At 65.0% G+C, this 26,986-nt stretch carries 24 protein-coding genes and 1 other RNA gene; 10 read left to right on the plus strand and 15 right to left on the minus strand.

The genetic code is table 11. From position 1 onward, the window contains the following. Nucleotides 1-47: 47 nt before the first annotated feature. The 4 genes from ABQ137_RS08430 to ssrA all read right to left on the minus strand — a co-directional run bounded on the left by ABQ137_RS08430 (nt 48) and on the right by ssrA (nt 4,003). Nucleotides 48-1,163: a nucleotidyltransferase family protein gene (locus tag ABQ137_RS08430; RefSeq protein ID WP_252163528.1), complete on the minus strand. Its 1,116-nt coding sequence runs from the start codon at nt 1,161-1,163 to the stop codon at nt 48-50. Continuing rightward, nucleotides 1,163-1,786 carry a Cap15 family cyclic dinucleotide receptor domain-containing protein gene (locus ABQ137_RS08435; protein ID WP_080581432.1) on the minus strand — a complete coding sequence of 208 codons (624 nt, stop codon included), beginning with the start codon at nt 1,784-1,786 and terminating at the stop codon, nt 1,163-1,165. Before ABQ137_RS08435 ends, ABQ137_RS08430 begins: the two co-directional genes overlap by 1 nt. A gap of 186 nt (nt 1,787-1,972) precedes the next feature. Continuing rightward, the gene (locus ABQ137_RS08440; protein ID WP_252163527.1) at nt 1,973-3,499 is read right to left on the minus strand and encodes a site-specific integrase; all 1,527 of its coding nucleotides are present in this window, start codon (nt 3,497-3,499) and stop codon (nt 1,973-1,975) included. Between the two features lie 107 nt (nt 3,500-3,606). Then, nucleotides 3,607-4,003, minus strand: a transfer-messenger RNA (tmRNA) gene (ssrA, locus tag ABQ137_RS08445). Between the two features lie 133 nt (nt 4,004-4,136). Between ssrA and ABQ137_RS08450 the strand changes: the two genes are divergently transcribed. Next, nucleotides 4,137-6,599 carry a S8 family peptidase gene (locus tag ABQ137_RS08450; RefSeq protein ID WP_349781997.1) on the plus strand — a complete coding sequence of 821 codons (2,463 nt, stop codon included), beginning with the start codon at nt 4,137-4,139 and terminating at the stop codon, nt 6,597-6,599. Nucleotides 6,600-6,741: 142 nt separating this feature from the next. Here the strand turns inward: ABQ137_RS08450 and smpB are convergent, their stop codons facing one another. Continuing rightward, the gene (gene smpB, locus ABQ137_RS08455) at nt 6,742-7,245 is read right to left on the minus strand and encodes an SsrA-binding protein SmpB (RefSeq protein ID WP_006449452.1); all 504 of its coding nucleotides are present in this window, start codon (nt 7,243-7,245) and stop codon (nt 6,742-6,744) included. 60 nt (nt 7,246-7,305) lie between these two features. Here smpB and ABQ137_RS08460 point away from each other — a divergent pair, with 60 nt between their 5' ends. Continuing rightward, nucleotides 7,306-7,737: a type II toxin-antitoxin system RatA family toxin gene (locus ABQ137_RS08460; RefSeq protein WP_016901567.1), complete on the plus strand. Its 432-nt coding sequence runs from the start codon at nt 7,306-7,308 to the stop codon at nt 7,735-7,737. 2 nt (nt 7,738-7,739) lie between these two features. After that, nucleotides 7,740-8,015: an RnfH family protein gene (locus ABQ137_RS08465; protein ID WP_167708715.1), complete on the plus strand. Its 276-nt coding sequence runs from the start codon at nt 7,740-7,742 to the stop codon at nt 8,013-8,015. Nucleotides 8,016-8,291: 276 nt separating this feature from the next. On the opposite strand, the gene ABQ137_RS08470 is transcribed toward ABQ137_RS08465, so the two are convergent. After that, complete coding sequence (locus ABQ137_RS08470) at nt 8,292-8,687, minus strand: outer membrane protein assembly factor BamE (protein WP_039528130.1); 396 nt, start codon at nt 8,685-8,687, stop codon at nt 8,292-8,294. A gap of 104 nt (nt 8,688-8,791) precedes the next feature. Between ABQ137_RS08470 and fur the strand changes: the two genes are divergently transcribed. Further along, the gene (gene fur / locus ABQ137_RS08475; RefSeq protein ID WP_016901564.1) at nt 8,792-9,202 is read left to right on the plus strand and encodes a ferric iron uptake transcriptional regulator; all 411 of its coding nucleotides are present in this window, start codon (nt 8,792-8,794) and stop codon (nt 9,200-9,202) included. Between the two features lie 112 nt (nt 9,203-9,314). Here fur and recN read toward each other — a convergent pair whose 3' ends face one another. Then, nucleotides 9,315-10,979, minus strand: coding sequence for a DNA repair protein RecN (recN, locus tag ABQ137_RS08480; protein WP_046342240.1), 1,665 nt, complete (start codon nt 10,977-10,979; stop codon nt 9,315-9,317). Between the two features lie 116 nt (nt 10,980-11,095). On the opposite strand from recN, the gene hrcA reads away from it, so the two are divergent. The 6 genes from hrcA to ABQ137_RS08510 all read left to right on the plus strand — a co-directional run bounded on the left by hrcA (nt 11,096) and on the right by ABQ137_RS08510 (nt 18,487). Next, nucleotides 11,096-12,148, plus strand: coding sequence for a heat-inducible transcriptional repressor HrcA (gene hrcA / locus ABQ137_RS08485; RefSeq protein WP_024939315.1), 1,053 nt, complete (start codon nt 11,096-11,098; stop codon nt 12,146-12,148). Between the two features lie 99 nt (nt 12,149-12,247). Beyond that, entirely contained in the window at nt 12,248-12,766 is a 519-nt protein-coding gene (gene grpE / locus ABQ137_RS08490; protein WP_010366360.1) for a nucleotide exchange factor GrpE, read from the plus strand. A 142-nt stretch (nt 12,767-12,908) separates the two neighbouring features. Beyond that, entirely contained in the window at nt 12,909-14,834 is a 1,926-nt protein-coding gene (gene dnaK, locus ABQ137_RS08495) for a molecular chaperone DnaK (protein ID WP_016901561.1), read from the plus strand. Nucleotides 14,835-14,993: 159 nt separating this feature from the next. Then, the gene (gene dnaJ / locus ABQ137_RS08500) at nt 14,994-16,121 is read left to right on the plus strand and encodes a molecular chaperone DnaJ (protein ID WP_102580991.1); all 1,128 of its coding nucleotides are present in this window, start codon (nt 14,994-14,996) and stop codon (nt 16,119-16,121) included. 333 nt (nt 16,122-16,454) lie between these two features. Next, nucleotides 16,455-17,363, plus strand: a complete 909-nt coding sequence (pdxY, locus tag ABQ137_RS08505; protein ID WP_102580990.1) for a pyridoxal kinase — start codon at nt 16,455-16,457, stop codon at nt 17,361-17,363. Further along, nucleotides 17,360-18,487, plus strand: a complete 1,128-nt coding sequence (locus ABQ137_RS08510) for a prephenate dehydrogenase (RefSeq protein WP_349782001.1) — start codon at nt 17,360-17,362, stop codon at nt 18,485-18,487. Before pdxY ends, ABQ137_RS08510 begins: the two co-directional genes overlap by 4 nt. Before the next feature lie 60 nt (nt 18,488-18,547). Here the strand turns inward: ABQ137_RS08510 and ABQ137_RS08515 are convergent, their stop codons facing one another. The 8 genes from ABQ137_RS08515 to ABQ137_RS08550 all read right to left on the minus strand — a co-directional run bounded on the left by ABQ137_RS08515 (nt 18,548) and on the right by ABQ137_RS08550 (nt 26,738). Next, entirely contained in the window at nt 18,548-18,739 is a 192-nt protein-coding gene (locus ABQ137_RS08515) for a hypothetical protein (RefSeq protein WP_160954873.1), read from the minus strand. Between the two features lie 18 nt (nt 18,740-18,757). Further along, on the minus strand, nt 18,758-18,970 hold the full coding sequence (locus ABQ137_RS08520; RefSeq protein ID WP_024939320.1) for a hypothetical protein: 213 nt from the start codon (nt 18,968-18,970) through the stop codon (nt 18,758-18,760). 152 nt (nt 18,971-19,122) lie between these two features. Next, nucleotides 19,123-20,526, minus strand: coding sequence for a TolC family protein (locus ABQ137_RS08525; protein ID WP_102252176.1), 1,404 nt, complete (start codon nt 20,524-20,526; stop codon nt 19,123-19,125). Further along, nucleotides 20,523-21,608, minus strand: coding sequence for an HlyD family secretion protein (locus ABQ137_RS08530; protein WP_024939322.1), 1,086 nt, complete (start codon nt 21,606-21,608; stop codon nt 20,523-20,525). The genes ABQ137_RS08525 and ABQ137_RS08530 overlap by 4 nt, the downstream gene beginning before the upstream one ends. Next, nucleotides 21,592-23,280, minus strand: a complete 1,689-nt coding sequence (locus tag ABQ137_RS08535) for an ATP-binding cassette domain-containing protein (protein ID WP_065032440.1) — start codon at nt 23,278-23,280, stop codon at nt 21,592-21,594. Before ABQ137_RS08535 ends, ABQ137_RS08530 begins: the two co-directional genes overlap by 17 nt. An 88-nt stretch (nt 23,281-23,368) precedes the next feature. Then, nucleotides 23,369-24,268, minus strand: a complete 900-nt coding sequence (locus ABQ137_RS08540; RefSeq protein ID WP_349782007.1) for a hydrogen peroxide-inducible genes activator — start codon at nt 24,266-24,268, stop codon at nt 23,369-23,371. Nucleotides 24,269-24,369: 101 nt separating this feature from the next. Then, on the minus strand, nt 24,370-26,139 hold the full coding sequence (locus tag ABQ137_RS08545) for an ABC transporter transmembrane domain-containing protein (protein WP_349782009.1): 1,770 nt from the start codon (nt 26,137-26,139) through the stop codon (nt 24,370-24,372). Next, nucleotides 26,136-26,738 (minus strand): IMPACT family protein, encoded by a 603-nt coding sequence (locus tag ABQ137_RS08550; RefSeq protein WP_349782011.1) that lies wholly within the window; start codon nt 26,736-26,738, stop codon nt 26,136-26,138. The genes ABQ137_RS08545 and ABQ137_RS08550 overlap by 4 nt, the downstream gene beginning before the upstream one ends. Nucleotides 26,739-26,986 lie beyond the last annotated feature (248 nt).

Consider the following 26,986-nt stretch of genomic DNA (forward strand, 5'->3'; position numbering starts at 1 on the left):
TGGCGTTGCAGTTTAATTTTTAGAATTTTTCAATTTATGGATGGGGGTCATAATTGGATGGCGTCAATTAACTGTCGGCGCTCATAATGATTTTTGGCAGGTTGGTGATCTTGATGCTCATTGGCAACAGCTTCAAGCAATTCATCCAGTTCGACAGACAAGCTAAACAGTGCGTCAAGCTTTGCCTGGCTGTCGAAAATGCGTCGCGTGCCATCAGGGACATCGAGTAGTTTTGCCTCGTCAGGATGATGATAAAGATAATCGAGGTGGCGTTGAGTCTCTGCTAAAATGGCAAGTTCGAACGTATATCCCACGCGAAGGGCCGTCGGGTTGGCGTGGAACATGATTGCTGCGAGATCAAAGCTTGGCAGTGCAATGGTCCTATCTGAATCAGCTTTGACATTCTTGACCAGCCGTATAGATTTTTTAAGCGAGCCAAGTGTAAGACTATCTCGGTCTGACACCTGTTTGATGTGCTTGAAGGGGAAGTTTGTCATCGTAGAGTTTGTCTTTTTGTCTAAGATGATGACTCCGCGATCATGCATCGCGCCGCTTTGTTGGTAAGCGGCGGTCTCATACCAGTGGGACGGGACAACATCGACCGACCGGGCAAGCGATCCGCCGGAAATTTTGATTGCTTTACTTCCCGTTGTATCAACTTTCGCTGCCTGGAACGCGTTCCGTAACGCCAGCTCTTCCTCATTTCGAAGATCTTTTAGCTCCTGTAAGGAAGTCAGTTGCGTTGGCTGATAAGCCCCGGCCAAAGCGCGAATCCCGTTGAGATCATAGTTGTAGAATCGCTCATTAATGAGCGTAAGAAGATCTACATCGCTGACTCCCCGGATGTGAACATTTAGCGGGACGGATCCTTGAAGATGAAATTCCAGGTTAAATGCTTTCACCCGTTTTTCGAGCTGATTTGCTACTCGCGTTGCAGTCTCAGTGCTTATACGGGTGTAATCAGCATCCACTTCTTGCATTGCGCCTAAAGCATAACGCGTGTTGGGTTTATTAGACGCTTTCTTTTCCCATGCCTCCTCGCGCAGCATTTTGCCGATGTAGTTAGCCAAAGCCGCTTCGTCCTCTACCAAGAGATCAAATCGGTCCTCGCCACTGCGTCTTGATTTCAAGGCAGTGATACGCTCATTAATAGTCTTTGCCATCACTGCTTCCTTAATGTGAAATTGCCCGACGAGTGACGTCCATCACCGGTAAAGTAATCGCCGTTACCACTCTTCATGTCTTTTGCGAACACCAGTCGTGCAAAGCCACGATGAGCGTTGAGCTGTATTTCTCCAGCTTTGGGCTCATTGCGATAGCTGTAAAGCAGCACAAATCCTTCAATGGGATCCGAAACCAAGCCCGCAACGTCACTGTTAGATTTTGATAGGCCCGCATCTAGGTGGATCCGCACCCTGTCCCAATCCTGCGTGATCGTCATCGTTCCCTTCCAATTGACGGCGTGCGAATCAGGACGTGGGAAGGGATGGCCTTCGCAAATCCATGTGCCGGAGAGATCAGCAACCTTTAACCATTGCATGACGAGTGGGATGCGCCAGATCCAGCGACGAAAGATTAAGTAAAGAACGGCATACACCGTTCCTGCACCGAGCAGAGATAGGACAACGGGTGGTAGGTTTGCGCTAAGGCCAAGCCCCTTCGCGATGTCGACGGCTTGCAATAGGGTCCAGACCAATAGGCCTGAGACAATCGAAGCTGTTCTGGCGAGGTATTTCCCGATCTGTGCCCGGTTGATCCCGCCGAGCACTACATACTCATGATCCATTTGAGCCCCTGTTTTCCAGCCACCGTAGTGTGGTCGCTAATAGTCTCAAAGAATGCGACGGTTGAAATACGTCCGTAGTCGTGAATCGTTGAAATTATGTTGTTGGGTTCGCTTAGGTGTGGTCGCCACGAAGGAAGTCAGACTGAAGTGGGGAGGCAGGTGGCGGGACAAGAACGCTCAAGCTGCTTAATTCTTCCAACCGGTTGTCCGCGTCTTGGTCGTCCTCTTCTCTGCCGCCTGCTCACGTCGCCGTTCCATGTGGCGAACCTGCTTGAACGACCGATTAAATTGCCCTGGTGTGTAAGCAGGTAGAGGAAGTGGAGGGCCAAACTGCTCAATGGCTGAAAAGCGAGCGGGGACGGAAGGCGGATCGACGTAATGCTTCAAGCCTGGCGGAAGCGTCAACTCGTGCCCGGTGATTTGTTGGGAAATGGGAAGCGAGATGCCGTGCTCATTGACCAGCGAGTTGGACAATGTGTGCCGGAAGCAGTGAAAGCTTTTGAGCCGTTGGGTCAGCCCTTGCTTGATCGCATAGGCCCGGAACTGATCCCCAAGCGCGTCGCCGTAGCCGTTTTCGGCGTTGTAGGGCAGGTGCGGGAACAGTCGGTCAAAGCCTGCGCACTTGACCTCATCCACGTAGATCAAAAATCCGGCATCGATCAGGGATGTGGGTAGGGGCACAAAGCGGGAGGAGTGGGGGTTCTTCAAGCGTTGATCCGGCTTGGCTCCACGGAAATGCACACCCCAGAAGTCGCCGACCTTACCGATGTCGTCAACATAGAGCTGAGCGACCTCGTTGACCCGAGCACCGGTGGCAAATCCCAACAGCGTGCCAAACCATCGATGGGGATACTTCTTCGCCCAGGACGTGAATGCATTCAGTTCGAGCAGCGCTTCAAGCTCGGCTTGGCTAAACGGATCACGACTCGGCTCATCGGTGAGCGACTTGGCACGATTGAGGATGGCTTTGTGAGGCGCCTTGCTAATCAGGTCTTCGTTCGCCAAGGCGTTGAAGAAGGACGCAATGCGATCGCGATGCTTTTCCTTGGTGCGCATGCTTAGCAGTTCGTGACCACCTTGCCGCGCCTTGCTCAGGATTTCGACAGGGGTGAGGCCGGCGAACACCGCCTTCTTGGTGGCGTTGCTGGGGTAGTGCTCAAGCGCATCCAGGAACTTTCGGACGTCATCGGTCTTGTAGTCCTCGACCGGCTTGTCGCCGACAAGCGCTACAAACAGACCCAAGCTGTGTTCGGTATCGAGCACGTTTTTGGCGCTTCGCCCCACACGCCGCATCTCACTGATGTGGATGGTGGCGCGCTCTGACAGCAGCGGTCCGGCGCTCTTCACAGAAGCCAGTTGCTGAAGAGGGAGGTGTTTCAGCGCGTCCAGCAGCCGGGCGTGGTCTTCGGCCCCATCAGCAGACAGCTCCACGCCACCGACCTTGATGGTGTAGGGGCGGGCTTCGTTCCCTTGCAACGCGGCCAGCGCCTGGCTCAGCAAATCGTCCCGCATGCCCGCTCCCTGCCGCATCTGATCGAATGCTTCCGAGAGTGCCACAGCCGTTCGTGCCACGGCCAGACGGGCAGCATCACCCAGGGCCAAGCGAACGGGACGGACAAGGTAGCGCGAGCCAATGATGGCTTGCAGGTCGGTCGGGACGAAGAAGCGCACATAGAGCCCAGCAGGGCGGCGCAGAAAATAAGGCTTCGGCACGGGGTTTGATACCTCGTTTGATACCTAACGCAGGCTCAAACTGAACATCAAACCCCTTGCCTAACCTTCGCGAAATCAAGCACTTACTGCTCTCTTCCGCGATCAGATGGTGGAGGTGGGCGGAATCGAACCGCCGTCCGGAAGCACTCCATCCCCAGCACTACATGCTTAGCCCTCCGTTGGATCTCATTCCCAGGCAGCACGGTTGGCAAAGCGCACCTGGAAACCAGCCTGCTTTATCTAACCGGTAGCTGACAGGCAGCCACTACCGATGGTTCCGTGATAATGACCCTACACCTACGAGCACGGGCACAAGTAGGTTCGGGGGTTCGCCTTAGGCGGCTGTAGAACTACAACTAAAGCCAATTAAGCGGCGATAGCGAAGTCCGAACCGTAGTTGTCATCGTTGGCAACTAAAAGTTTGCTGCTGGATTAACGAGGAAAGCTGCCCCCTCGGCATGCGCCAAGCGACTTCGCGACCCCCGTCGAAACCAGTGCACCCCCGGGGAAAGCATCAAAACGCTGACCTGATCAGTGTAGGGATCGGAGCGCCCTGTCACAAGTGGTGAGACGTGCAGCGCTTACAGTGGCTTCAGTCCTATCGGACGGAAAAGTCTGGTAATCAAGGAGCCAAACGATGGCGACAGGCAAGCCCCCAGGTCCGCGGCAGGCACGCAGCACGCCCCGCAAACGCGCATCGGGCGTCGACGCCCCCAGGCCTCGACGCGCAGCCAAGGCTTCGCAGCAGCAGGCGCAGGCGCAGGACACCGTACTGACGCGCGTGCAGGGCAAGGCGCGCACCGTGATCTACATCCATGGCATCGGCAACAAACCGCCGGCCGAGGTGCTGCGCTGTCAGTGGGACAAGGCCTTGTTCGGGCGGCCGATGGGCGAGCGCACGCGCCTGGCGTACTGGGTCAATCGCGAGCGCTATCCGGTTGCCGAACCCGGTAACTGCGATGCGCGCGATGTCGGCCCGGCGCTCAATCAGAGCGTGCAGCGCGCCTTGAGCACGCTTGGGCTGGTGCCAGGCGAGCAGGATCTGCATTTGCTTGCCGATGCGTTGGCGCAGAGCGAGCAAGAGCGTGTCGATCTGCACCGCTTGCTGGACGAACTGGATGCCGCGCCCGCGATGCCGGCGGCGGGCCAGGTGCAGGCCAAAGGTCCGATCGATGCGATCAACCGCGTGCTGCTGCGGCTGATCTCCGCCGCACTGCTGCAGGACGTGCACGATTTGTTCTTCGTGCCCGAGCGTGCGGCGCTGATGCGCGAGAGCCTGACGCAGCGGTTGCGCTCGGGTGGCGGGCCGTTTGTGGTGGTGGCGCACAGCCAGGGCTCGATGATCGCCTTTGACGTGCTGCGTCAGCTCCAGGCGGCCGAGTGCGAGGTCAGCCTGTTCCTGACCCTGGGCTCGCCCTTGGGCCTGCCGCAGGTGCGCAGCATGTTCAAGCGCTGGACCGGCACACGCAAGCTGCCGTTTCCCGCGTGCGTACGGCGCTGGATCAACGTGGCCGACACGCGCGACCCGATCGCGCTGGATCCGGATCTCGGCGACGATATCGCCAACGCCAAGGGGCGTTTCGAAAACCTCGCGGGCGCGCGCCTGAATCCGGACTGGCAGCACAACGCGCATTCGGGCTCGGGCTATCTGTCGATTCCGCAGGTGCGCGCGGCGGTGCGCGAAGCGGTGGGCGTCGGCTTCGACCAACCGGTCTCCAATGCGGTGCTGATCAAGGATCTCAGCGAGCAGCTGGAAGCACATGGCGCCGAGTATCGGCACGAAGTGCTGATCGAGCTGGATCGCCGGTTGCTGGGCGACGACCCGGCCGCCACGCGTGCGCTGCTGTTGGCGCAGTTGCGCCAGACGGCTGCAGCGACCACCGGCTTGAGCGGCGATGCGCTGGACGAGGCGATCGAGCTGGAAGATGGCTTGCAGCGGTTCGTGTCGGCGCGGCTGACGCGGTTCGAGATCGAATCGCTGCAGGACCGCTACCGCGCGCTGGGATTCCGGCGCGTGTGGCGCGATGCCGGCAAGCGCGCGTTGATCAACGTGTCCGGCAACGTCCTGCATGCCGATGCGGCGCGCACCGCGTATCGCGCGCGCGGGCAACAGATCGGCTGGGCGGTGCTGGACACTGGTATCGCAGCCAGTCACCCGCATTTCTTCGCAAAGGGGGAGCGCGACACGGTGGTCGCGCAATGGGATTGCACGCGGCGGGGTGCAGCCAGGCGATTGACGCGCGCCGACGGCGATGCCTTCGCTCGGCTGGATCGGCACGGGCACGGCACGCATATCGCCGGGATCATCGCCGGCCATAGCCGCGCGGTGATTCCCGACGCGCAGGGCAACCTGGGCAAACCGCTGGAGTTTGCCGGCATGGCGCCGGACACCCAGCTGTACGGGTTCAAGGTGCTGGACGATGCCGGCAACGGCCGTGATTCCTGGATGATCAAGGCGGTGCAGCAGGTCGCAGCGATCAACGAGCGCGCCGGCGAGCTGGTCATCCACGGCGTCAATCTGAGCCTGGGCGGTTACTTCGATCCGGAGAGCTACGGCTGCGGTTTTACGCCGCTGTGCAACGAGTTGCGGCGGCTATGGCGGCAAGGCGTGCTGGTGGTGGTGGCCGCCGGCAACGAAGGCCTGGCCTGGTTGATGCGCAACGACGGCGATGCATATCCGGCCAACATGGATCTGTCGATCAGCGACCCGGGCAATCTGGAAGACGCCATCGTGGTCGGCTCGGTGCACAAGAGCAGCCCGCACAATTACGGCGTGTCGTATTTTTCGTCGCGCGGGCCGACCGCCGATGGACGCGGCAAGCCGGATGTCGTGGCGCCGGGCGAAAAGATCCTGTCGGCCTATTACGATTTCGACCCGAAAGATCCGGCCAGCCTGATGGTGGAGATGAGTGGCACCAGCATGGCCGCACCGCACGTCTCCGGCGTGCTGGCCGGCTTCCTCTCCGCCCGCCGCGAGTTCATCGGCTTTCCGGATCGGGTCAAGCAGCTGATGCTGGACACCAGCACCGACCTGCAACGCGATCGCTATGTGCAGGGCAGGGGAGTGCCGAATTTGATGCGGATGCTTGGAGCGACGTGATTCGGGATTAGGAATTGGGGATTCGCAAGAGCATGGGTTCTACGCGCCGCGTTGCTCGCCGGGGCCGAGAGCCATGCAAACGCCTGCTGCGAATGGATTTGCCGTTACCAATCCCCAATGCCGAATCCCCAATCCCGGCTACTCACGCATCCCGGTTATGCCGCCGCATCACGCGCTGCTTATCGCGTTGCCAGTCGCGGTCCTTGGCGGCGTCGCGCTTGTCGTGGTTCTGCTTGCCCTTGGCCAGCGCGATTTCCAGCTTGACCTTGTTGTTGCTCCAGTACAGCGCGGTGGGCACCAGGGTATAGCCGTCGCGTTCGACGCTGCTCAGCACCTTGTCGATTTCCCGGCGGTGCAGCAGCAGCTTGCGATCGCGGCGTTCCACCGGCACGGTGTGGCTGGAGGCCTGGATCAGCGGGGTGATCTGCGCGCCGATCAGGAAGATCTCGCCGGAGCGCACATAGGCGTAGCCGTCGATGATGTTGGCGCGGCCGGCGCGGATCGCCTTGACCTCCCAGCCCTGCAGGGCCAGGCCGGCTTCGTAGCGCTCTTCCAGGTGGTATTCATGGCGCGCACGCTTGTTCAGCGCGATGGTTTTCGTGGCCGTCGCGCCGTTTGCTTTATCCTTGGCTGGTTTCTTGCTCATGCCGCCATTGTCGCCGATTCGGCGTCATCAAACGATCTTCTGTCTTTCACAAGTTAGCGAATGCCTACCATCCGTCGCAGCGCCCTGGTCGAACACAGCGCCACCCGCATGTTCGATCTGGTCAATGATGTTGCCGCCTATCCGCGCCGTTTCGGCTGGTGTGATGCTGCGCAGGTGCTTGAACAGGACCAGGCGCATATCGTGGCGCGGCTGGATCTGGGGTTGGGGTCGTTCCGCACCTGGTTCACCACCGAAAACGTGCTCGAACGTCCGCAGCGCATCGTCATGCATCTGCGCGACGGGCCGTTCAAGCGCCTGGAAGGCCTGTGGGAGTTTCAGTCGCTGGGCGAGAACGCCTGCAAGGTCAGCCTGACCCTGGAGGTGGAAACCAGCTCGCGGCTGTTGGGTCCGGCGCTGGCGCTGGGCTTTCAAGGCCTGGCCGACCGCATGGTCAACGATTTCGTGCGGGTCGCCGATCGCGGCGACGTCTGAGCATGCGGGTCGACGTCGTGCTGGCCTGGCCGGACCGCTGCAGTTCGGTATCGCTGGAGCTGGCCGAGGGCGCCACCGTCGCCGAGGCGATTGCCGCCTCCGGTCTGGCATCGGATCGACCGCCTGCCGCGCAGGCGATCCATGGGCTGATTGCACGCGCGGATCAGGTGCTGCGTGACGGCGACCGGGTCGAATTGCTCAGGCCGCTGCTGCTGGACCCGAAGGAGGCACGGCGTCGCCGTGCCGGACCGAGCAAAAAGGCCGGTCCCAACGGATAGCTGTAGGCCGGCACTGCGACGTATGTGCGCTGTGCGCAACAGCGAGCTCTTCTGTTGAGCGATCTGGATAAGCGAGCGCAGCCGGTAGCTTGAACAGGCGCATGTCGCCGCAAGACGGCTGACGGAAAACCGCGGATGTCGATATCCAGATCAGCGCTGCAGTTCCTGACCGAACACGTCTCTGCGACCAGGCAAATAAAAAACGCATCCGTTCAAACGGATGCGTTTTCTGGTGCGGCGACACTCAGGCGATCGCGCAGTGCGCGACCGAGCGCATCAACGGCCGCGCTGCTTTTTCTTGTCGCGGGCCAGATTGCGACCGAACTGCTTGGGTGCCGACTTGGCCAGCTGCTCGTCCTGCGAGGGGAAATAATCGCCTTCCCAGCGAACGACCTGCTCGTTTTCGAAGAACACGGTGAAGTTCTTGATCTCGGTGCGCGCCAGACGGTCCACGCGCTGGGTGGAGGTGTAGTCCCAGCGCTGCGAATGGAATGGATCGGGGATCGAGGGGGTACCCAGCAACGCGCTGACCTGCTGCTTGCTCTGGCCTACCTGCAGTTGCTCCACGGCATTCTGTTTGATCAGATTGCCCTGGTAGATCGGCTGCTTGTAGATGATGCCGCAGCCAGCGGTGGAGAGAGCAACGGCGGCGACCAGCAGGAGATTACGCATCGGGGATTAAGTGCTGAGGAAATCACGCCGATGATACACTCCCGCCGGTCGCCGCGACCCGTTTGATGGCAGCTGGCGCTAAATCGCCAATGAACGGAGAACATATGGAAACCCACGACCTGCGCAAAGTCGGGCTCAAGGTGACCCATCCGCGGATGCGGATCCTGGAGTTGCTCGAGCAGAAGAGCAACCAGCACCACCTCAGCGCAGAAGACATCTATCGGCAGCTGCTCGACCATGGCGACGAAATCGGTCTGGCCACGGTGTATCGGGTGCTGACCCAGTTCGAGGCCGCCGGTCTGGTGCTGAAGCACAATTTCGAAGGCGGCCAGGCGGTCTATGAGCTGGATCGTGGCGGCCATCACGACCATATGGTGGACGTGGATACCGGTCACGTGATCGAGTTCGAGAGCGAAGAGATCGAGGCCTTGCAGCGGCAGATCGCCGCCCAGCATGGCTACGAGCTGGAAGAGCACTCGCTGGTGCTGTACGTGCGCAAGAAGCGTCCGCGCTGACGGCAAGCTGGTGGCATCGCGGTAACGACAAGGCGGCTTCGGCCGCCTTGTGCGTTTGCCGCCATCGGCTGCCTGGGCAACCCCGATGGCGGCCGAGACAGCGCCCGGCGGCTCAGGCGCTCTGCAGCAGCTTGCGTGCCGCCGCGCGGGCTTCCTTGCTGACTTCCACCCCGCCCAGCATGCGCGCCAGTTCTTCCTGGCGCGCCTGCGGGCCGAGCAGTTCGACCGCGCTCTGGGTCATGCCGTCCACCGGCGCCTTGCTGACCCGATAGTGCGCGTGGCCCTTGGCGGCCACCTGCGGCAAGTGGGTCACGCACAGCACCTGGCGCTCTTCGCCCAGGGCGCGCAGCTTTTGCCCGACGATGTCGGCCACTGCGCCGCCGATGCCGGAATCCACTTCGTCGAAGACCATGGTCGGCACGCTGTCCAGCCCGAGCGCGGCGACCTCGATCGCCAGCGAAATCCGTGACAGCTCGCCGCCGGAGGCGACCTTGCGCAATGCGCGCGGTGGCTGCCCGGCGTTGGCGGCGACCAGGAATTCCACCCGCTCGGCGCCGTTGGGGTCCGGGCGCAGGGTGTCCTGGGGCTGCAGCTGGATCAGGAACTGCCCGCCGCCCATGCCCAGCTCGCCGATCAGCGTGGTGGTGGCGGCCGACAAGGCCTCGGCAGCGGTGGTGCGGCTGGCGCTGAGGCTGCTGGCCGCGCTGCGCCAGACGCCGATCGCCGCCTCGATATGCTTGTCCAGCTGCTGCAGGCGCTCGTCGGCGCCGCGCAGGCTCTCCACTTCCAGGCTCATGCGGTCGCGCTGGGCGGCCAGTTCGTCCGGGGTGACGCGGTGCTTGCGGGCCAGATCGTGCAGGCGGCCGAGCCGGCGCTCCATCGCCTCGAACTGGGCCGGGTCGGCCTCCAGGTCGTCGCGTACGCGGTCGAGCAGGGCCAGCGCCTCCTCGATCTGGATGACCGCGCTGTCCAGCAGTGCATCGACCTCGCCCAGGCGCGGCTCGTGCTCGGCCACGCGCGCCAGGTCATGGCGGCTGTCCTGCAGCAGGCCCAGCGCGCAGGCGCCGTCGTCGCCGTTGAGCTGCAGGGCCACGCTGTCGCAGGCGCCGATCAATGCGGTGGCGTGCGCCTGGCGGCGATGATTGACGTCCAGCGCGGCGATCGCGGCCGGGTCCAGGTCCTCGCGTTCCAGTTCGCTGAGCTGGTGTTCCAGAAAGCCGATGCGGTCGGAGACATCGCCCTGCGCGGACAGCGCATCGCGTTCGTCCAGCAGGGCTTGCCAGCGCTGGCTGGCCTGGCGCACCTGCTCGCGCTGCGCGCCGTTGCGGGCGTAGGCGTCGAGCAGGGCGAGCTGGCTATGGCGGGCCATCAGGGCCTGGTGTTCGTGCTGGCCGTGAATCTCCACCAGCCGCGAGGCCAGCTCCGCCAGTTGCGAAGAGGTCACCGGGCGGCCGTTGATCCAGGCACGCGAGCCGCCATCGGCACGGATGATCCGGCGCAGCTGGCATTGCGCGTCGTCGTCGAGTTCGTTGTCCGACAGCCAGGTCAGGCCCGGGTGCTGGGCCGGTAGCTGGAATTCGGCCGACAGTTCGGCGCGGTCGGCACCGTGGCGGACCACGCCGCTGTCGGCGCGCAGCCCGGACAGGAAGCCTAGCGCGTCCACCATCAGCGACTTGCCGGCGCCGGTTTCGCCGGAAACCACGGTCATGCCTGGCCCGAATTCCAGTTCGGTGGCGCGGACGACGGCGAAATCCTTGATGGAGAGGTGTCTGAGCATGGGATCGAGTGTGAACGCTTTGGGGAAGCTTAGGGTGGGAGCGGCGGGCAGGGAATAAGACGCTTGCCAACCGCAGGGCCAGACATTATCTATGCCCAGTCTCACCGGATGATCCCATGCGCGCGTCACAGTCCCCAACGCTCGATCCCCGCGCACGCCAACTGCTGCGGACGCTGATTGCCCGCTATATCCGCGATGGCGAGCCGGTCGGCTCCAAGACGCTGGCCCAGCACGCCGGGCTGGACGTCAGCCCGGCCACCATCCGCAACATCCTGGCCGACCTGGAGGATGTGGGGCTGCTCAGCTCTCCGCATACCTCGGCCGGGCGGGTGCCCACCGCGCACGGTTACCGGGTGTTCGTCGACAGCCTGGTGCAGATGCAGCCGCCCGGCGAGGAAGAAGTGCGCCGCCTGCGCGCGGAGCTTGCCAGCGGCAACGGCACCCAGTCGCTGCTGGGCAGCGCCTCGCAGATGCTGTCGGCGATGAGCCATTTCGTCGGCGTGGTCAGCGCGCCGCGGCGCGAGCAGTTCGCGTTCCGGCATATCGACTTCGTGGCGCTGGACGCGCGCCGGGTGCTGGCGATCCTGGTGTTTGCCGACAACGAGGTGCAGAACCGGGTGATCGAGCCGCGCCGGGCCTACGAGCCGGCCGAGCTGGAGCGGGTGGCCAATTACCTCAATGCGCAATTTGCCGGGCGCGCGCTGTCGGACATCCGCGCCTCGCTGCTGCGCGAGCTGCGCATGGCCAAGAACGAGATGGAGCAGCTGCTGGCGCACAGCGTGGATCTGGCCAGCGAGGCGCTGGTGCCGGCCGACGCCGACGACATGGTGATGGCCGGGCAGACCCGCCTGATGGGCGTGCAGGACCTGTCGGACCTGGACCGGCTGCGCGAGCTGTTCGAGGCCTTCGCCAGCAAGCGCGAGATCCTGCAGCTGCTCGAACGCACCATCCAGGCGCCGGGCGTGCGCATCTTCATCGGCGAAGAGACCGGCATGCTGTCGCTGGACGATGTCTCGCTGGTCACCGCGCCGTATGCCGCCAATGGCCAGGTGCTGGGCGTGCTGGGCGTGATCGGGCCCAAACGCATGGCCTACGACCGGGTGATTCCGCTGGTGCAGACCGCCGCCCAGGTGCTGGGCGCTGCCATGGAACCGCCCGGCACGCGATAAGCGGCAGCGATCGATACGATCGTTTTGCTTGAAACGCGCGCGCGCGCCCACATACGGGGTGACGTTGGGGCGGGCGTTCCGCTTGCCCGGGAACTGCACATGAACCAAGACCACCCCGAATTCGACTCCGAAGACCTGTCCCAGAACCCACCCGAGACCGATCCGCTCAAGGCCGAGATCGAGTCGCTGCGCAGCGAGATCGCGCTGGTCAAGGCCGATGCCCTGCGCGAGCGGGCCGATCTGGAAAACCAGCGCAAGCGCATCGCCCGCGACGTCGAGAACGCGCGCAAGTTCGCCAACGAGAAGTTGCTGGGCGAGCTGCTGCCGGTGTTCGACAGCCTGGACGCCGGCCTGACCGCGGCCGGCACCGAACCCAGCCCGCTGCGCGATGGCCTGGACATGACCTACAAGCAGTTGCTCAAGGTCGCGGCCGACAACGGCCTGACCCTGCTCGACCCGGTCGGCCAGCCGTTCAACCCGGACCAGCACCAGGCGATCAGCCAGGGCGAGGCCGAGGGCATCGCCCCGGGCCACGTGGTGCAGGTGTTCCAGAAAGGCTATCTGCTCAACGAGCGTCTGCTGCGCCCGGCCCTGGTGGTCGTGGCCAAGCACGACTGAACCGCAGCGCCCGGCTGAACTGCCGGGCGCCTGCGCGAAACGCAGATTCGTGCAGGTGGCTTGAACACCTGCGCACCACCCCCACATCTCAGCCAGACCCGGCGTCGCCGGACACAGCTACAGAATCATCAGGAGCGTATCCATGGGCAAGATCATTGGTATTGACCTCGGCACCACGAACTCGTGCGTGTCGATCATGGACGGCGGCAAGGCCCGCGTCATCGAAAATTCCGAGGGCGACCGCACCACGCCTTCGATCGTCGCCTACACCAAGGACGGCGAAGTGCTGGTCGGTGCCTCGGCCAAGCGCCAGGCGGTGACCAACCCGAAGAACACCTTCTACGCGGTGAAGCGCCTGATCGGCCGCAAGTTCACCGACGCCGAAGTGCAGAAGGACATCTCGCACGTGCCGTACGGCATCCTTGCCCACGACAACGGCGATGCCTGGGTGCAGACCAGCGATGGCAAGCGCATGGCGCCGCAGGAAATCTCTGCGCGCGTGCTGGAAAAGATGAAGAAGACCGCCGAGGACTTCCTGGGCGAGAAGGTCACCGAGGCCGTGATCACGGTGCCGGCGTACTTCAACGACAGCCAGCGTCAGGCCACCAAGGACGCCGGCCGCATCGCCGGTCTGGACGTCAAGCGCATCATCAACGAGCCGACCGCGGCCGCCCTGGCCTATGGCCTGGACAAGAACGGCGGTGACCGCAAGATCGCCGTGTACGACCTGGGCGGCGGCACCTTCGACGTGTCGATCATCGAAATCGCTGAAGTCGATGGCGAGAAGCAGTTCGAAGTGCTGGCCACCAACGGCGACACCTTCCTGGGCGGCGAAGACTTCGACAACCGTGTCATCGAGTACCTGGTCGACGAATTCAACAAGGATCAGGGCATCGACCTGCGCAAGGATCCGTTGGCACTGCAGCGCCTGAAGGACGCCGCAGAGCGCGCCAAGATCGAGCTGTCGACCAGCCAGCAGACCGAAGTGAACCTGCCGTACGTCACCGCCGATGCCTCGGGCCCGAAGCACCTCAATATCAAGCTGACCCGTGCCAAGCTCGAAGCGCTGGTGGAAGACCTGGTCAAGAAGTCGATCGAGCCGTGCCGCACCGCGCTGAACGATGCCGGCCTGCGCGCCAGCGACATCAACGAAGTAATCCTGGTCGGCGGTCAGACCCGCATGCCGAAGGTGCAGCAGGCGGTTGCCGATTTCTTCGGCAAGGAACCGCGCAAGGACGTCAACCCGGACGAAGCCGTGGCCGTGGGCGCTGCGATCCAGGGCGGCGTGCTGGCCGGCGACGTCAAGGACGTGCTGCTGCTGGACGTGACCCCGCTGTCGCTGGGTATCGAAACCATGGGCGGCGTGTTCACCAAGATCATCGAAAAGAACACCACCATCCCGACCAAGGCCTCGCAGACCTTCTCCACCGCCGAGGACAACCAGTCGGCCGTGACCGTGCACGTGCTGCAGGGTGAGCGCGAGCAGGCCCGCTTCAACAAGTCGCTGGCCAAGTTCGACCTGTCCGGCATCGAGCCGGCGCCGCGCGGCATGCCGCAGGTGGAGGTGTCCTTCGACATCGACGCCAACGGCATCCTGCACGTGTCGGCCAAGGACAAGAAGACCAACAAGGAACAGAAGGTCGAGATCAAGGCCGGTTCGGGTCTGTCGGACGAAGAGATCCAGCGCATGGTCGCCGACGCGGAAGCCAACCGCGAGGAAGACAAGAAGTTCCAGGAACTGGTGCAGGCCCGTAACCAGGCCGATGGCCTGATCCACGCCACCCGCACCGCGATCACCGAGCATGGCAGCAAGGTCGGTGGCGATGTGATCGGCAAGGTGGAAGCGGCGCTGTCGGATCTGGAAACCGCCATGAAGAGCGACGACAAGGCGCAGATCGAGGCCCGCAGCAAGACCCTGGAAGAAGCCGGCCAGTCGCTGTACGCCGCCGCCGCCGCGGCAGAGCAGGGCGGCAACGCCGATGCGGCCAGCGGCAACGCGCAGGCCTCCAAGGCCGCCGACGACGTGGTGGACGCCGAGTTCACCGAGGTCAAGGACGACAAGAAGTAAGCCGTGATTTGGGAGTCGGGAGTGGGGATTGGCAGCCGCTAAAGCTGCCGATCCCCATCCCGATATCCTTTACGCGTCGCGTCGCCAAGGCGGACCAGCGCATGCTGTCCGCTTTTGCGTTTCAACGAATCTCAAATCACGAATCCCCAATACCGGCTTATGAGCAAACGCGATTACTATGAAGTGCTGGGCGTTGCCCGTGGCGCCAGCGACGAGGAGCTGAAGAAGGCGTATCGGCGCTGTGCGATGAAGCACCACCCGGACCGCAATCCAGGCGACGCTGCTGCCGAGGCGATGTTCAAGGAGTGCAAGGAAGCCTATGAAGTGTTGTCGGACGGCAACAAGCGTCGTGCCTACGATGCGCATGGCCACGCTGCGTTCGAGCACGGCATGGGCGGTGGTGGTGGGCCGGGTGGCCCGGACATGGGAGATATCTTTGGCGATATCTTCGGCAATATTTTCGGCGGTGGCGCCGCCGGTCCGCGCGCTGCGCGACGTGGCGCCGACGTCGGTTACGTGTTGGAACTGGATCTGGAAGAAGCCGTCGCCGGCATCGAGCGCCGCATCGAGATCCCGACCCTGATCGAGTGCGAGCCCTGCCACGGCAGCGGTTCGGAAGACGGCAAGGTGGAAGTGTGCGGGACCTGCCACGGACGCGGCCAGGTACGCATCCAGCGCGGCATCTTCGCCATGCAGCAGAGCTGCCCGCATTGCGACGGGCGCGGCACGTTGATCCAGAATCCGTGCAAGACCTGCCACGGCGCCGGTCGCGTGGAAGAAGACAAGGTGCTGTCGATCAAGGTGCCTGCCGGTGTGGATACCGGCGACCGCATCCGTCTGGCAGGCGAGGGCGAAGCCGGTCCGGCTGGCACGCCGCCGGGCGATCTGTATGTGGAGGTGCGCGTGCGCGAGCATGCGATCTTCCAGCGCGACGGCGACGACCTGCATTGCGAAGTGCCGATCCGCATCTCGCAGGCGGCGCTCGGCGACACCGTGCGTGTGGCGACCCTGGGCGGCGAGGCGGAAATCCGCATTCCGGCCGAAACCCAGACCGGCAAGCTGTTCCGGTTGCGCGGCAAGGGTGTGCGCTCGGTGCGTAGCCGTACCGAAGGCGACCTGTATTGCCGCGTGGTGGTCGAAACGCCGGTGAATCTGACCGCCGACCAGCGCACGTTGCTGCAGCAGTTCGAGGCCACGTTCACCGGTGAGGATGCCCGCAAGCATTCGCCCAAGTCGGCCACGTTCATCGATGGCGTCAAGGGCTTCTGGGATCGGATGACGTCCTGAGGCCGGGAGTCGGGAATCGGGATTGGGGAATCGTAAGGGCGGTGTGGCCCGGCCTGCCGGGGTAGTGCGCCAGTGTGGCGATTCGGGATTCGTGGGTGTGGATGCCCGCTCCGAATGTTTGCAGAGTTGCACGGCTGAGCGAGGTCCTCCCTATCAATGCCGGCCCCTGGGGCTGGCATTTACGTTTGTGCGGCGGGAGCCCGCAGAGGTAAGGGCGATAGCGACTGCTGCCGGCGCATAGACCAGCCTGGCGGCGGAGTGCGCAGCGGCGAGCGGACGGTGGGCGCATCGATCGACGCTGGGCGCGCGGTGGCGCTGGCGTAAAATGCGGCGATGAACAATGCCCCCGACAGTCACCTCGTCCACGGTCGCCGCCAGCGCCCGGATGGTCCTTCGCCGATCGATGTGATCTCGGTGCAATCGCAACTGGTCTACGGCCATGCCGGCAACAGCGCGGCGGTGCCGCCGTTGCGTGCGCTGGGCCTGCGGGTGGCGGAAGTGCCAACCACGCTGCTGAGCAACGCGCCGTTCTACGCCACCTTGCGCGGCCGCATCCTGCCGGCCGACTGGTTGGCTGACCTGTTGCTGGGTGCCACCGAGCGCGGCCTGCCGCAGCGTGCGCGCATGCTGGTCTCCGGCTACTTCGGCAGCCTGGCCAATGGCGAAGCATTCGCCGACTGGCTCGAGCAGACCTTGCCGCAGGCGCCGCAGCTGCGGTATTGCCTGGACCCGGTGATCGGTGACACGCACACCGGCCCGTATGTCGAGCCTGGACTGGAGCGCGTCTTCGCCGAGCGGCTGTTGCCGCATGCCTGGCTGGTGACACCGAATGCGTTCGAGCTCGGGCGCCTGACCGGTTTGCCGAGTCTGCAGCAGGACGATGCCATCGTCGCCGCGCGCGCATTGCTGGCGCGCGGCCCGCAATGGGTGCTTGCGCACAGCGTGGCCGGTGCGACCGGCGAACTGGTGACGTTGGCGGTCAGCAACGCGGCAGTGTATCGATGGGCCACGCCGCATCTGCCGGTGGATGTGGCCGGCACCGGCGATGTGCTGATGGCCTTGCTGATCGGTTTGCTGCTGCGCGAGGTGCCGTTCGAGCAGGCGGTGGGGCACGCGCTCAGCGGCGTGCACAGCGCGCTGGAAGCGACCCTGGCTGCAGGCTTCGAAGAGTTCGATGTGCTGGCCGCCGCGCCGGCCGCACTCGCGGCCGCACCGCGCTTTGCCGTCGAGCGGTTGGCATGATGGCGCAGCCGGTGGTCGGCATCGTCGGCATCGCCGGCGCTTACGGACGCTGGCTGGCGCAGTTCCTGCGCACGCGCATGCGGCTGGAGGTGATCGGCTTCGATCCGGCAGCTGACGGCGACATCGACGAAGCCACATTGGCGCAGCGAGCGGACGTGCTGATTTTCTCTGCACCGATCCGCCACACCGCCGGCTTGATCGAGCGCTATGTGGATCTTGCCGGCCCGCGCGCCGCGTCGCAGTTGTGGATGGATGTCACCTCGATCAAGCAGGCACCGGTGGCTGCGATGCTGGCCTCGCCGGCCGAGGTCGTCGGCCTGCATCCGATGACCGCACCGCCCAAATCGCCCACCTTGAAAGGTCGGGTGATGGTGGTCTGCCAGGCACGCGTGCAGCACTGGTCCACGTGGGTACAGGCTCTGTGTACCGCGTTGCAGGCCGAGTGCGTGTACGCCACGCCCGAGCACCACGACCGCGTGATGGCGCTGGTGCAGGCAATGGTGCACGCCACCCATCTGGCGCAGGCCGGCACCTTGCGCGACTACGCGCCACTGCTCGGCGAGCTGCGCGCGCTGATGCCGTATCGCTCGGCCTCGTTCGAGCTGGATACCGCGGTGATCGCACGCATCCTCTCGCTCAATCCGGCGATCTACGAAGACATCCAGTTCGGCAACCCCTATGTCGGCGAGATGCTCGATCGTTTGTTGCTGCAACTGCAGGAGCTGCGCGCCCTGGTCGCGCAGGGCGACGATGCGGCGCGCGCGCAGTTTCGCGCCCGGTTCCTGGACGACAACGCGCAGGCGCTGCAGGGCGAATCGCTCGCGGCCGGCAACTACACCTATGAGCGCGTGGGCTACCTGCTGGCTGACCTCACCGAACCGCTGACCTTGAGCGTGTATCTGCCGCAAGACCAGCCCGGCTCGTTGCGTGCCTTGCTGCATGTGTTCGAGCAGCATGGGGTGAACCTGTCGTCGATCCATTCCTCGCGCACGCCGGTGGGCGAGCTGCATTTCCGCATCGGGTTCGAGCCGGATAGCGATCGCGCGGCGCTGGCGCAGGCGGCCAGCGAAATCGACCGCAGCGGCATCGGACGGGTGCTGGAGCGTTCCGACCGCAACGGGTAGCAACAGTGCAGGGCGGCCGTGGGCTTGCCCACTGTCGATGGCCGCAGCAGGGTGCAGATGTCAGGCGCCGATCATGTGCTGGCCGAGCGATACCGCATGCGATGCATCGAGGGCGAGGGTGATTGTCGCTCGGCGCAATGCCAAATAACGCGCACCGGTTTCATCCACATAGGGTGTGGATGAAACCTGCACAAGCATGTGGATAACTGTGCGCAGCCTTTGCGCTGCAACGGCTACGGACGGGTTGGTCAAAAAATGACCAGTGCTATTTCAGGGCGTCGACAGGCGCAGCTCGCCACCATCGGTGATGAAGCGCTGGCCCTGCCGTTGCAGGCGGCGGCCATCGGGCAGTTCGTAGCGTGGCGCCGTATGCGCTTGCATGCGGCCTTGCTGCCCGTTGCGGGATTCGAGCTCGTCGCGGAATTCGATGATGACGTAGGACTCGCCATCTGCACCGATTGCGGGAAATTGCCGGAAAGACATACGCACCTCCGAAGGATTTCAGGGTCGCAGTGCGAGCCGCCAGGGACCGCACGCCCGGCGCCGGGCCGGTGCAGGCGAGCATGCGCAGGCAGGTGTTACCCGAGCGTCATTGCGCACTGCGGCACCGTTTGGCGAGCCGGCCAGAAGCCTGCTCAACGGCTCAGCTGCAACGCGTCCCGGTCGGCCGTTGCCGCTGCCAGCTCGGCACGCGCCGAGGCAATGCGCGCCTGCGCATCGATCAGGCGCACGCGGGCATCGTTGGCGGTTTCTTCGCGCTGATTGACCAGGAAGAAATCGCCCGACCCCAGTTCGAAGCGTCGGCGCTCGGCCACGGCCAGGCGGTCGGCCAGGCTGCGTTCTTCGTCGGCGATCTTGGCCAGCCGCTCGGCAGCGGTGAGCGAAATGACGATCGACTCGACCTCCACCGTGATCTGGTCGCGCAGGTAGCGGCTGCGCTGATCCAGCGCCTCGATCTCGGCGCGTGCTTCGGCGACCTTGCCCTTGGCGGTGCGGTTTTCCAGCGGCACGCTGAAGCGGAAGCCGATGATCGCATCGGTCGGCGAGCGGTTCGGGCCGCCCACACCGGGCGCCCCCAGGTCCTTGCTGACCTCGAAGGTGACGTCCAGGCGTGGTTTGAGATCGTTCTGCGCCAGCATCAGCCGCGCGGTGGCCTGGTCGATCCGGGTCAGCACCGCGCGGTAATCGGGGCGCTCCACCGGCGCGGTGATCCTGCTGGCACCGGCCAGACCTTCCAGCGCCGACGTATCGGCCGGCAGGCGCTCGGTGGAGACGATCAACGGCATGCCGGCATCGTCACGCAGGTACAGCGACAAGGCATTGGCGGCGTTGGCGAAGTCCTGCTCCGAGCGCACCACCAGGGCGCGCCGGCGGACCAGGTTCTGGTCGTTTTCGGTCAGCAGGATGGTGGGCCGCGCGCCCAGCGTCACCTGCCGGGAGATCGCATTGCGGCGCTGCTCGGCCAGCTGCAGCAGCTCGTTGTACGCGCGCAGCTTCAGGCCGGCCGCGACCCAGCTCTGGTAGGCATCCACCGCACGGCGTTGCACGCCGATGGCGACCATTTGCGCTTCGTACTGGGCGACATCGATATCGCCACCGGCAACGCTGCGGCGGGTGCGGCGTTCGTCGACCACGCGGTCGCGCAGCAACGCATACAGCGCGCCGACTTTCACTTCGCCGCCGCGGTCGGTGTAGGACTTGTCTTCGTACACCGGGAACGCGCCGCGCGAGGAACGATAACCGCCGTAGTAGTAGCCGCCGTTGTCATCGAAGGGACGCTTGACGGTGCTTTCGATCGTGCTGCCGTCGTAGTAGCCGGCCTCGCGCGAACGGCCGTCGAGATCGAACACGGTATCGAACGCACCATCGGCCGAGATGCCCTTGCCCTCGGCCTGGCGGACCTTGGCCAGCGCTTCGACGATCTGCGGGGAAGCGCGTGCAGAGGAGCGCAGCACTTCGTCCAGCGTCAGCGGGGTGGTCTGGGCGGCGACCACGCCCGGTACGAGCGCGATCAGCAAGGCGACAAGACGGCGGATCATTTCTTGCCGGTCTCGTCGTCTTCGGCCTTGGGTGCCGCCTTGGCCTTGCCCTCATCCTGCGTCGTCGTCGCTGCCGGACGGCGGCCAAACTCCAGCGGGAAATTGTTGAGCTGGCGCCACAGTTCGTAGCCCACCTTCACCGTTTCGCCCTGCACCCAGCCGCGCACCTTGCCGCCCTGGCGGGCGAATTCCTGCGCCGGCCAGGCCGGCTTGCCCGGCTGCGGTTCGACCAGGATGCGGAACAGGCCGTCGGGCGCGGCATTGGGGTCGATGGCGCGCACGCGGCCATCGAACATGCCGTGCGCCACCGACGGCCAGCCGCTGAACTGGATCGCCGGCCAGCCTTCGAACTCCAGCCGCACCGGGCGGCCGGGGCGGATCAGCGGCACGTCGCGGCCGTCGATATACAACTCGACCGCACGCTCCACCCGCTCCGGCGCGATCACCGCCAGCACCGTGCCGGGCGAGACCATCGCACTGCCGCTGGCGGCGTTGAGCTGCTGCACGCGGCCATCGCGCGGTGCACGCACCAGCTGCGCCGACTGGCGGTTCAACTGGATGTCGATGCGGGTCAACTTGGCGCGCGATTCGGCCAGCTTGGCATCGGCCTCGGCGACCTTGATCTGGGTCAGCTCGAAGTCGCGGCGGCCGGCCAGCCCTTCGGCGAGCAATTGCCTGCTGCGCGCCACATCGATGCTGGCAACCGCGCGCGATTGCTGGATCGCGGTGATTTCCGCCTGCACCTGGGCCCGCTCGCTGGCCAGGCGGGCGAGCAGATCCGGGTCCAGGTCGCCGACACGCGCGATCGGATCGCCGCGCGAGACATGCTGGCCGTCGTGCACATACCAGCGCTCGACCCGGCCGGGCACGAAGGCGGTGACCTGCTGCTGGCGGTCGCCCGGATCCAGCGCCACCACCTGGCCCTTGCCGCTGGCGGTCTGCACCCACGGCGCCAGCGCCAGGATCGCGCTGGCAATGACAATGCCGATCAGCAGCATCCAGGCCAGCGCCTTGGCAATGCTCGGTGGGCGCATCGCCGCCAGGGTGGGGAAGTGCGCGTTGCGATCAGTAGCGTGCTGCATCGTTTGCCTCCTGCGTGGAGGCGACCAGTTCGGCGCGGGTGGCAAAGCGCTGCTGTCGCTCGGGCTGCAGGTGGAACCAGCCATCCAGGGTGATGTCTTCCGGCCGCCCGGTGCACAGCAGCACCGTGGTGCCGGCCGCCTTCAGGCGTCGCAGCACGCCGGCCAGGCGGTCGGCGGGAATCAGGTCGTACAGCTGCGACAGCATCAGCACGCGCGGGCGCACCAGCAGCGCATTGGCCAGCTTCAAGGCCATCACTTCACCGATCCACAGCGGATAGCCGGAGGCGGCCAGCCGCGTGTCCAGGCCCTGCGGCAGCGCGGCGATACGGGTGCGCAAGCCCACCGCATCGATCGCCTCCAGCATCGCTTCGGAGTTCACATCGGCCGACGCCAGCGCCAGATATTCGCGGATGGTGACCTCGACAATGGTCGGCCGGTCGAGCACCGTCACTTCCGAGCGCAGCAGATACATGTCGAAGGTGGCCAGGTCCGCACCGCCCACCATGACCAGCCCGCGATCGGGGACCACGTGGCGCTTGAGGATCATCGCCAGCAGCCGCTCCGCGCCGCCATCGGCGATCGTCACCAACTGCTCGCCGGCAGCCAGCGAAAAATCGAAACGCGCGCCGTCGATCACCACCCCGTCCAGGCGCACCGCGCTGTTGCCGGGCGTCTTGCCGGGTGCCACGACCGCGCGTTCCTGCGGGATGGCGAACAGCAGCGACAGTTCCTCGGAGCTGGCCACCAGGTCGTAGAACGCGTCCAGGTACGCACCGAGTTGCGAGATGCCGTAAAAGACCGCGCTGAGGATCAGCTCGGCTGCCACCAGCTGGCCGATCGACAGCTCGCCCCGCAGGATCAGGTTGCCGCCCAGCGCCAGCAGCGCCGCGCTGGCGATCGCGTAGACCAGCAGGAACGCCACCGTCTGGGTGAAGCTGTAACGGAAGTGGCGCCGATGCCGGTCGACATAGGCGGCGGTGACGGACTCGGAGCGGTCCATCGCAAAGTTGAGGTGGCGGCTGGATTTATAGAAGCCGTTGGAGCCGCCGACGCTTTCCAGCCAGCGCGCGGCCTCGTGCTTGGCATGGCTCAGGTCGACCGCGGTGCGGATCGACCCGCGCGACCAGATCATCCAAATGCCGAAGATGACCAGCAGCAGCAAGGCATTGAAGCCCAGGAAGAACGGGTGGTAGAAGCTGGTGAGTATCAGCCCGACCGCCGATTGCAGCACGATGGTGAAGGCGCCGATGGCCAGGCTCGGCACCGCTTTCTGCACCACCACCAGATCGAAGTAGCGGTTGAACATGTCGCCGCGGTTCTGGTCGGCGAAGAACGGATTCTGCGCATGCACCGCGCGCACGGTGATTTCCGACACCACGCGTGCGAACAGCCGGCGCTCGAACAGCGCCATGATCCACACCCGCATCGCGCTCAGGCCGGCGACCAGCAGCAACAGGCCCAGCAACAGGCTCGACAGGGTCCACAGCGGCGCCGCCAGCGCGGTATTGGCCACGCTGTTGATCAGCAACTGCACCGAGATCGGCGTGGCCAGCGACAGCAGGCTGATCGCGACTCCGTACACCATGGCCAGGCGCACATAGGGCATGTCCGGCCCGACGATTTCCGCCAGCCAGGCTCCCGCTTCCCGCCATCCGATCTGCTTGCCCGCCATTCGATTTCCGTTGATGAGTTCAATGAAGCATTGACGAGTTGCAGCTGGCGAACAAGGCCGCAGCACTTATTCGAGGCATAGGATTTTCCTATGCGGCCACCGCACGCAGAAGATCGGCGATCAGGCCGAAGGCCGGTGCGCGGCCTGCGCCCTGCCGCCACAACAGCCCGATCTCCCTATAGTAGCGTCCGCCTTTGATCGGCCGGACCACGACATCGTCGCCCTCGCGGATTTCCTGGCGCACATACAGGTCTGGCAGCAGTGCAAGACCCATGCCCATCCCGGCCATCTGGCGGATCGCATCCAGGCTGGTGCCTTCGTAATCGCGCAGCACATTGGCGCCGACGTCCATGGCGATCGCCGCCACCTGTTCGGCCAAGCGGTACTCGGGCATCAAGGTGAGCAGGTTGGCGCCGCGCAGATCGGCCGGCGTGATGCAGGTCTTGGCCCGCAAGGGATGATCGGCGGCCATGGTCACGTGCAGCGGTTCGCGGAACAGCCGCTCGCTGTGCAGGCCGCGCCCGGCCACCGGCAATTGCGCCAGGATCAGGTCGTGCACGCCGCTGGCCAGGCCGCTGGCGAGCGCGGTCGGCAGGCCTTCGCGCACGTGCACGCGCAGCGCCGGGTGTTCGCGGTGCAGGCGCGCGACCAGGCTCGGCATCAGGTAGGCGCCCAGCGTGGGCGATACGCCCAGCCGGATGGTGCCGATCAAGGTATCGGCCGAGGTGGCGCGGATGTCTTCCAGATCGGCGACGTCCAGCAGGATGCTGCGCGCGCGTTCGAGCAGGTCGCGCCCCAACGGGGTCAGGATGGCCGGCACGCCACGTTCGAACAGCGCGGCGCCGACGATGGTTTCCAGCGCACGGATCTGCTGCGACAGCGAGGGTTGCGACACGCCCATCTGCTCGGCGGCGCGGGTGAAGCTGCCGGTGTCGGCGAGCGCGACGAAATAACTGAGTTGGCGAATGGTGGTTCTGGGGCGGGGCATGCGTGACGTCGTCAGGTGGGGGCGCGTGGGGGCGCAGGATCGGCCCGGGCCGCTGCCGCGGACACGCCGGCATGACAGCACACGCCGGTGTCACCCAGGCGTCATTGATCGATGAACTGCAGCCGCGCCAGCTCCGCGTACAGGCCGCCTTCGGCGATCAACTGCGCGTGCGTGCCCTGCGCGACGATGCGGCCGGCATCCATCACCACGATGCGGTCGGCCTTGAGCACGGTGGCCAGGCGATGGGCGATGACCAGCGTGGTGCGGCCTTCCATCAACCGGTCCAGCGCCTGCTGCACGGCGCGCTCGCTCTGCGCATCCAGCGCGCTGGTGGCCTCGTCCAGCAGCAGGATCGGCGCGTCCTTGAGCAAGGCGCGCGCGATCGCCACCCGTTGCTGCTGGCCGCCGGACAGGCGCGTGCCGCGTTCGCCGAGTTCGCTGGCGTAGCCCTGCGGCAGGGCGCGGATGAAACTGTCGGCCTCGGCGGCCGCGGCGGCGGCTTGCACCTCCGCATCGCTGGCGTCCAGGCGCCCATAGCGGATGTTGTCGGCGGCGCTGGCGGCAAACAGCGTGGGTTGCTGCGGCACCAGGGCGATGCGTTCGCGCAGCAGTACCGGGTCGGTATCGCGCAGGTCCACCTCGTCAATACGCAGGCTGCCGCTGACCGGGTCGTGGAAGCGCAGCAACATCGCCAGCACCGTGCTCTTGCCGGCGCCGGAGGGCCCGACCAGCGCCACGGTTTCGCCCGGATGGACATGCAGGTCGAAGCCATCCAGCGCCGGCGCATCGGGGCGCTGCGGATAATGGAACACCACCTGATCGAAATGGATCGCGCCGCGCAGCGGCTGCGGCAAGGGCTGCGGCGTGGCCGGCGCGATGATCGCCGGCCGCTCGTCGAGCAGTTCGCCGACCCGGCCCATGCCGCCGGCCGCGCGCTGCAACTCGTTCCAGACCTCGGCCAAGGCACCGACCGAGCCGCCGCCGATCAGCGCGTACAACACGAACTGTCCCAGCGTGCCGGGGGTCATGCGTCCGACGATGACATCGTGCGCGCCCAGCCACAGCACACCGACGATGGCGCCGAAGATCAGCATGATCGCCACCGCGGTGACCGTGGCCTGGGTGCGGATGCGCAGCCGTGCGGTATCGATCGCGGCGAACAGGGCCTGGCTGAAACGCTGGCTCTCGTAGCGCTCGCGCGCATGCGCCTGCACGGTGCGCACCGCGCCCAGCGTTTCGGCTGCCAGCGTGTTGGCATCGGCGACGCGGTCCTGGCTGGCGCGCGAGATCTTCTGCAGGCGGCGTGCGCCCAGCACGATCGGCAGGACCGCCAGCGGAATGCCGATCAGGGTGAAGCCGGCCAGCCGCGGGCTGGTGACGAACAACATCGCCATGCTGCCGATCACCGTGACCAAGCTGCGCAATGCCACCGACATGGTGGTGCCGATCATCCCGCGCAGCAACTCGCTGTCGGCCGACAGGCGCGACACCAGCTCGCCACTGCGGCTGCGATCATGGAAGCCGGCGTCCAGCCCGATCAGATGCGCATACAGGCGGCCGCGTAGGTCGGCCACCACTTTTTCGCCTAGCAGCTCGACGAAATAGAAGCGCGCGGCCGTTGCCACTGCCAGTACCGCAGCCACCGCTAACAACAGCGCGAAGGCGTGGTTGATCTGCGAGCCGCCGGAGAAACCATGGTCGATCATCTGCTTGACCGCCGCCGGCAGGCTCAATGTGGCGGCCGAGGAAATGGCCAGTGCGATCAGCCAGGCGGCGAACAGGCCACGCTGGCGCTGCACGAACGGCCACAAGGTGCGCAGGCTGCCAAGCTTCCGCAACGGGTTGGGCCTGGCGGCGGCTGGCTGGTTCATGCGGCTTCCGGTGATGAGAGATGGACACGGTTGCGAGTGGCGTCGCACAGGCGCGTTTTCAAGCCGGCCAGTTGATCGGCAGGCAGTTGCACGCGCAGTGCCGCGCCCTGCGCGTCGAAGCGCTCGTCCAGCTTGTCGGCGTGGAAGGCGCTCAGGGCAGCATGCACCAGGCCCAGGTCGTCGAACCGGCATTGCAGGTCGAGCAGCGACAACGCAATCAATGGCTGTCGCGCCGCCAGTCGCAGGCATTCGGCCGCGGCGCCGCCGTAGGCACGCACCAGCCCACCGGCACCGAGCTTGATGCCGCCATACCAGCGCGTGACCACCACCACCACGCGGTCGTAGCCCTGGCCATCGATGGCCGCGAGAATTGGCCGCCCGGCGGTGCCGCTGGGCTCGCCATCGTCGCTGGAACGGTAGTCCTGCCCGAATCGGTAGGCCCAGCAGTTGTGGGTGGCATCGGCAACGGACACGCGCTGCACGATCTCCAGCGCCTGCGCGGGAGAGTCCAGTGCCGCAGCATTGGCCAGAAAGCGACTGTGCTTGATGTCCAGGCTGTGGTGCGCGTCAGCGGCGAGGGTATCGAGCATCATCGCCATTCTATGCGAGCCGCTCGTGCCGGACGCTGCAGCCATCGTGACTGCCGTTGCAAGCTTGCAGATCGGCAGGGGGGGGGCAGCGCGTTGCGACCGGACGGATGCGCAATGAGCGCGCGCGCTCCCGGGCGGTTGCGCCAGGGCGCTGTCGTTACTCTGTCGACCTGGCGAGCAACGTGACGCGGTGCGTGACACGGCAGCGCCGCCGGGTGCGGCATCGCGCCGGAGCGATGCCCGCATAAGTGAGACAT

Source organism: Xanthomonas sp. WHRI 8393 (genome assembly GCF_040203315.1).
Lineage (GTDB): Bacteria > Pseudomonadota > Gammaproteobacteria > Xanthomonadales > Xanthomonadaceae > Xanthomonas > Xanthomonas arboricola.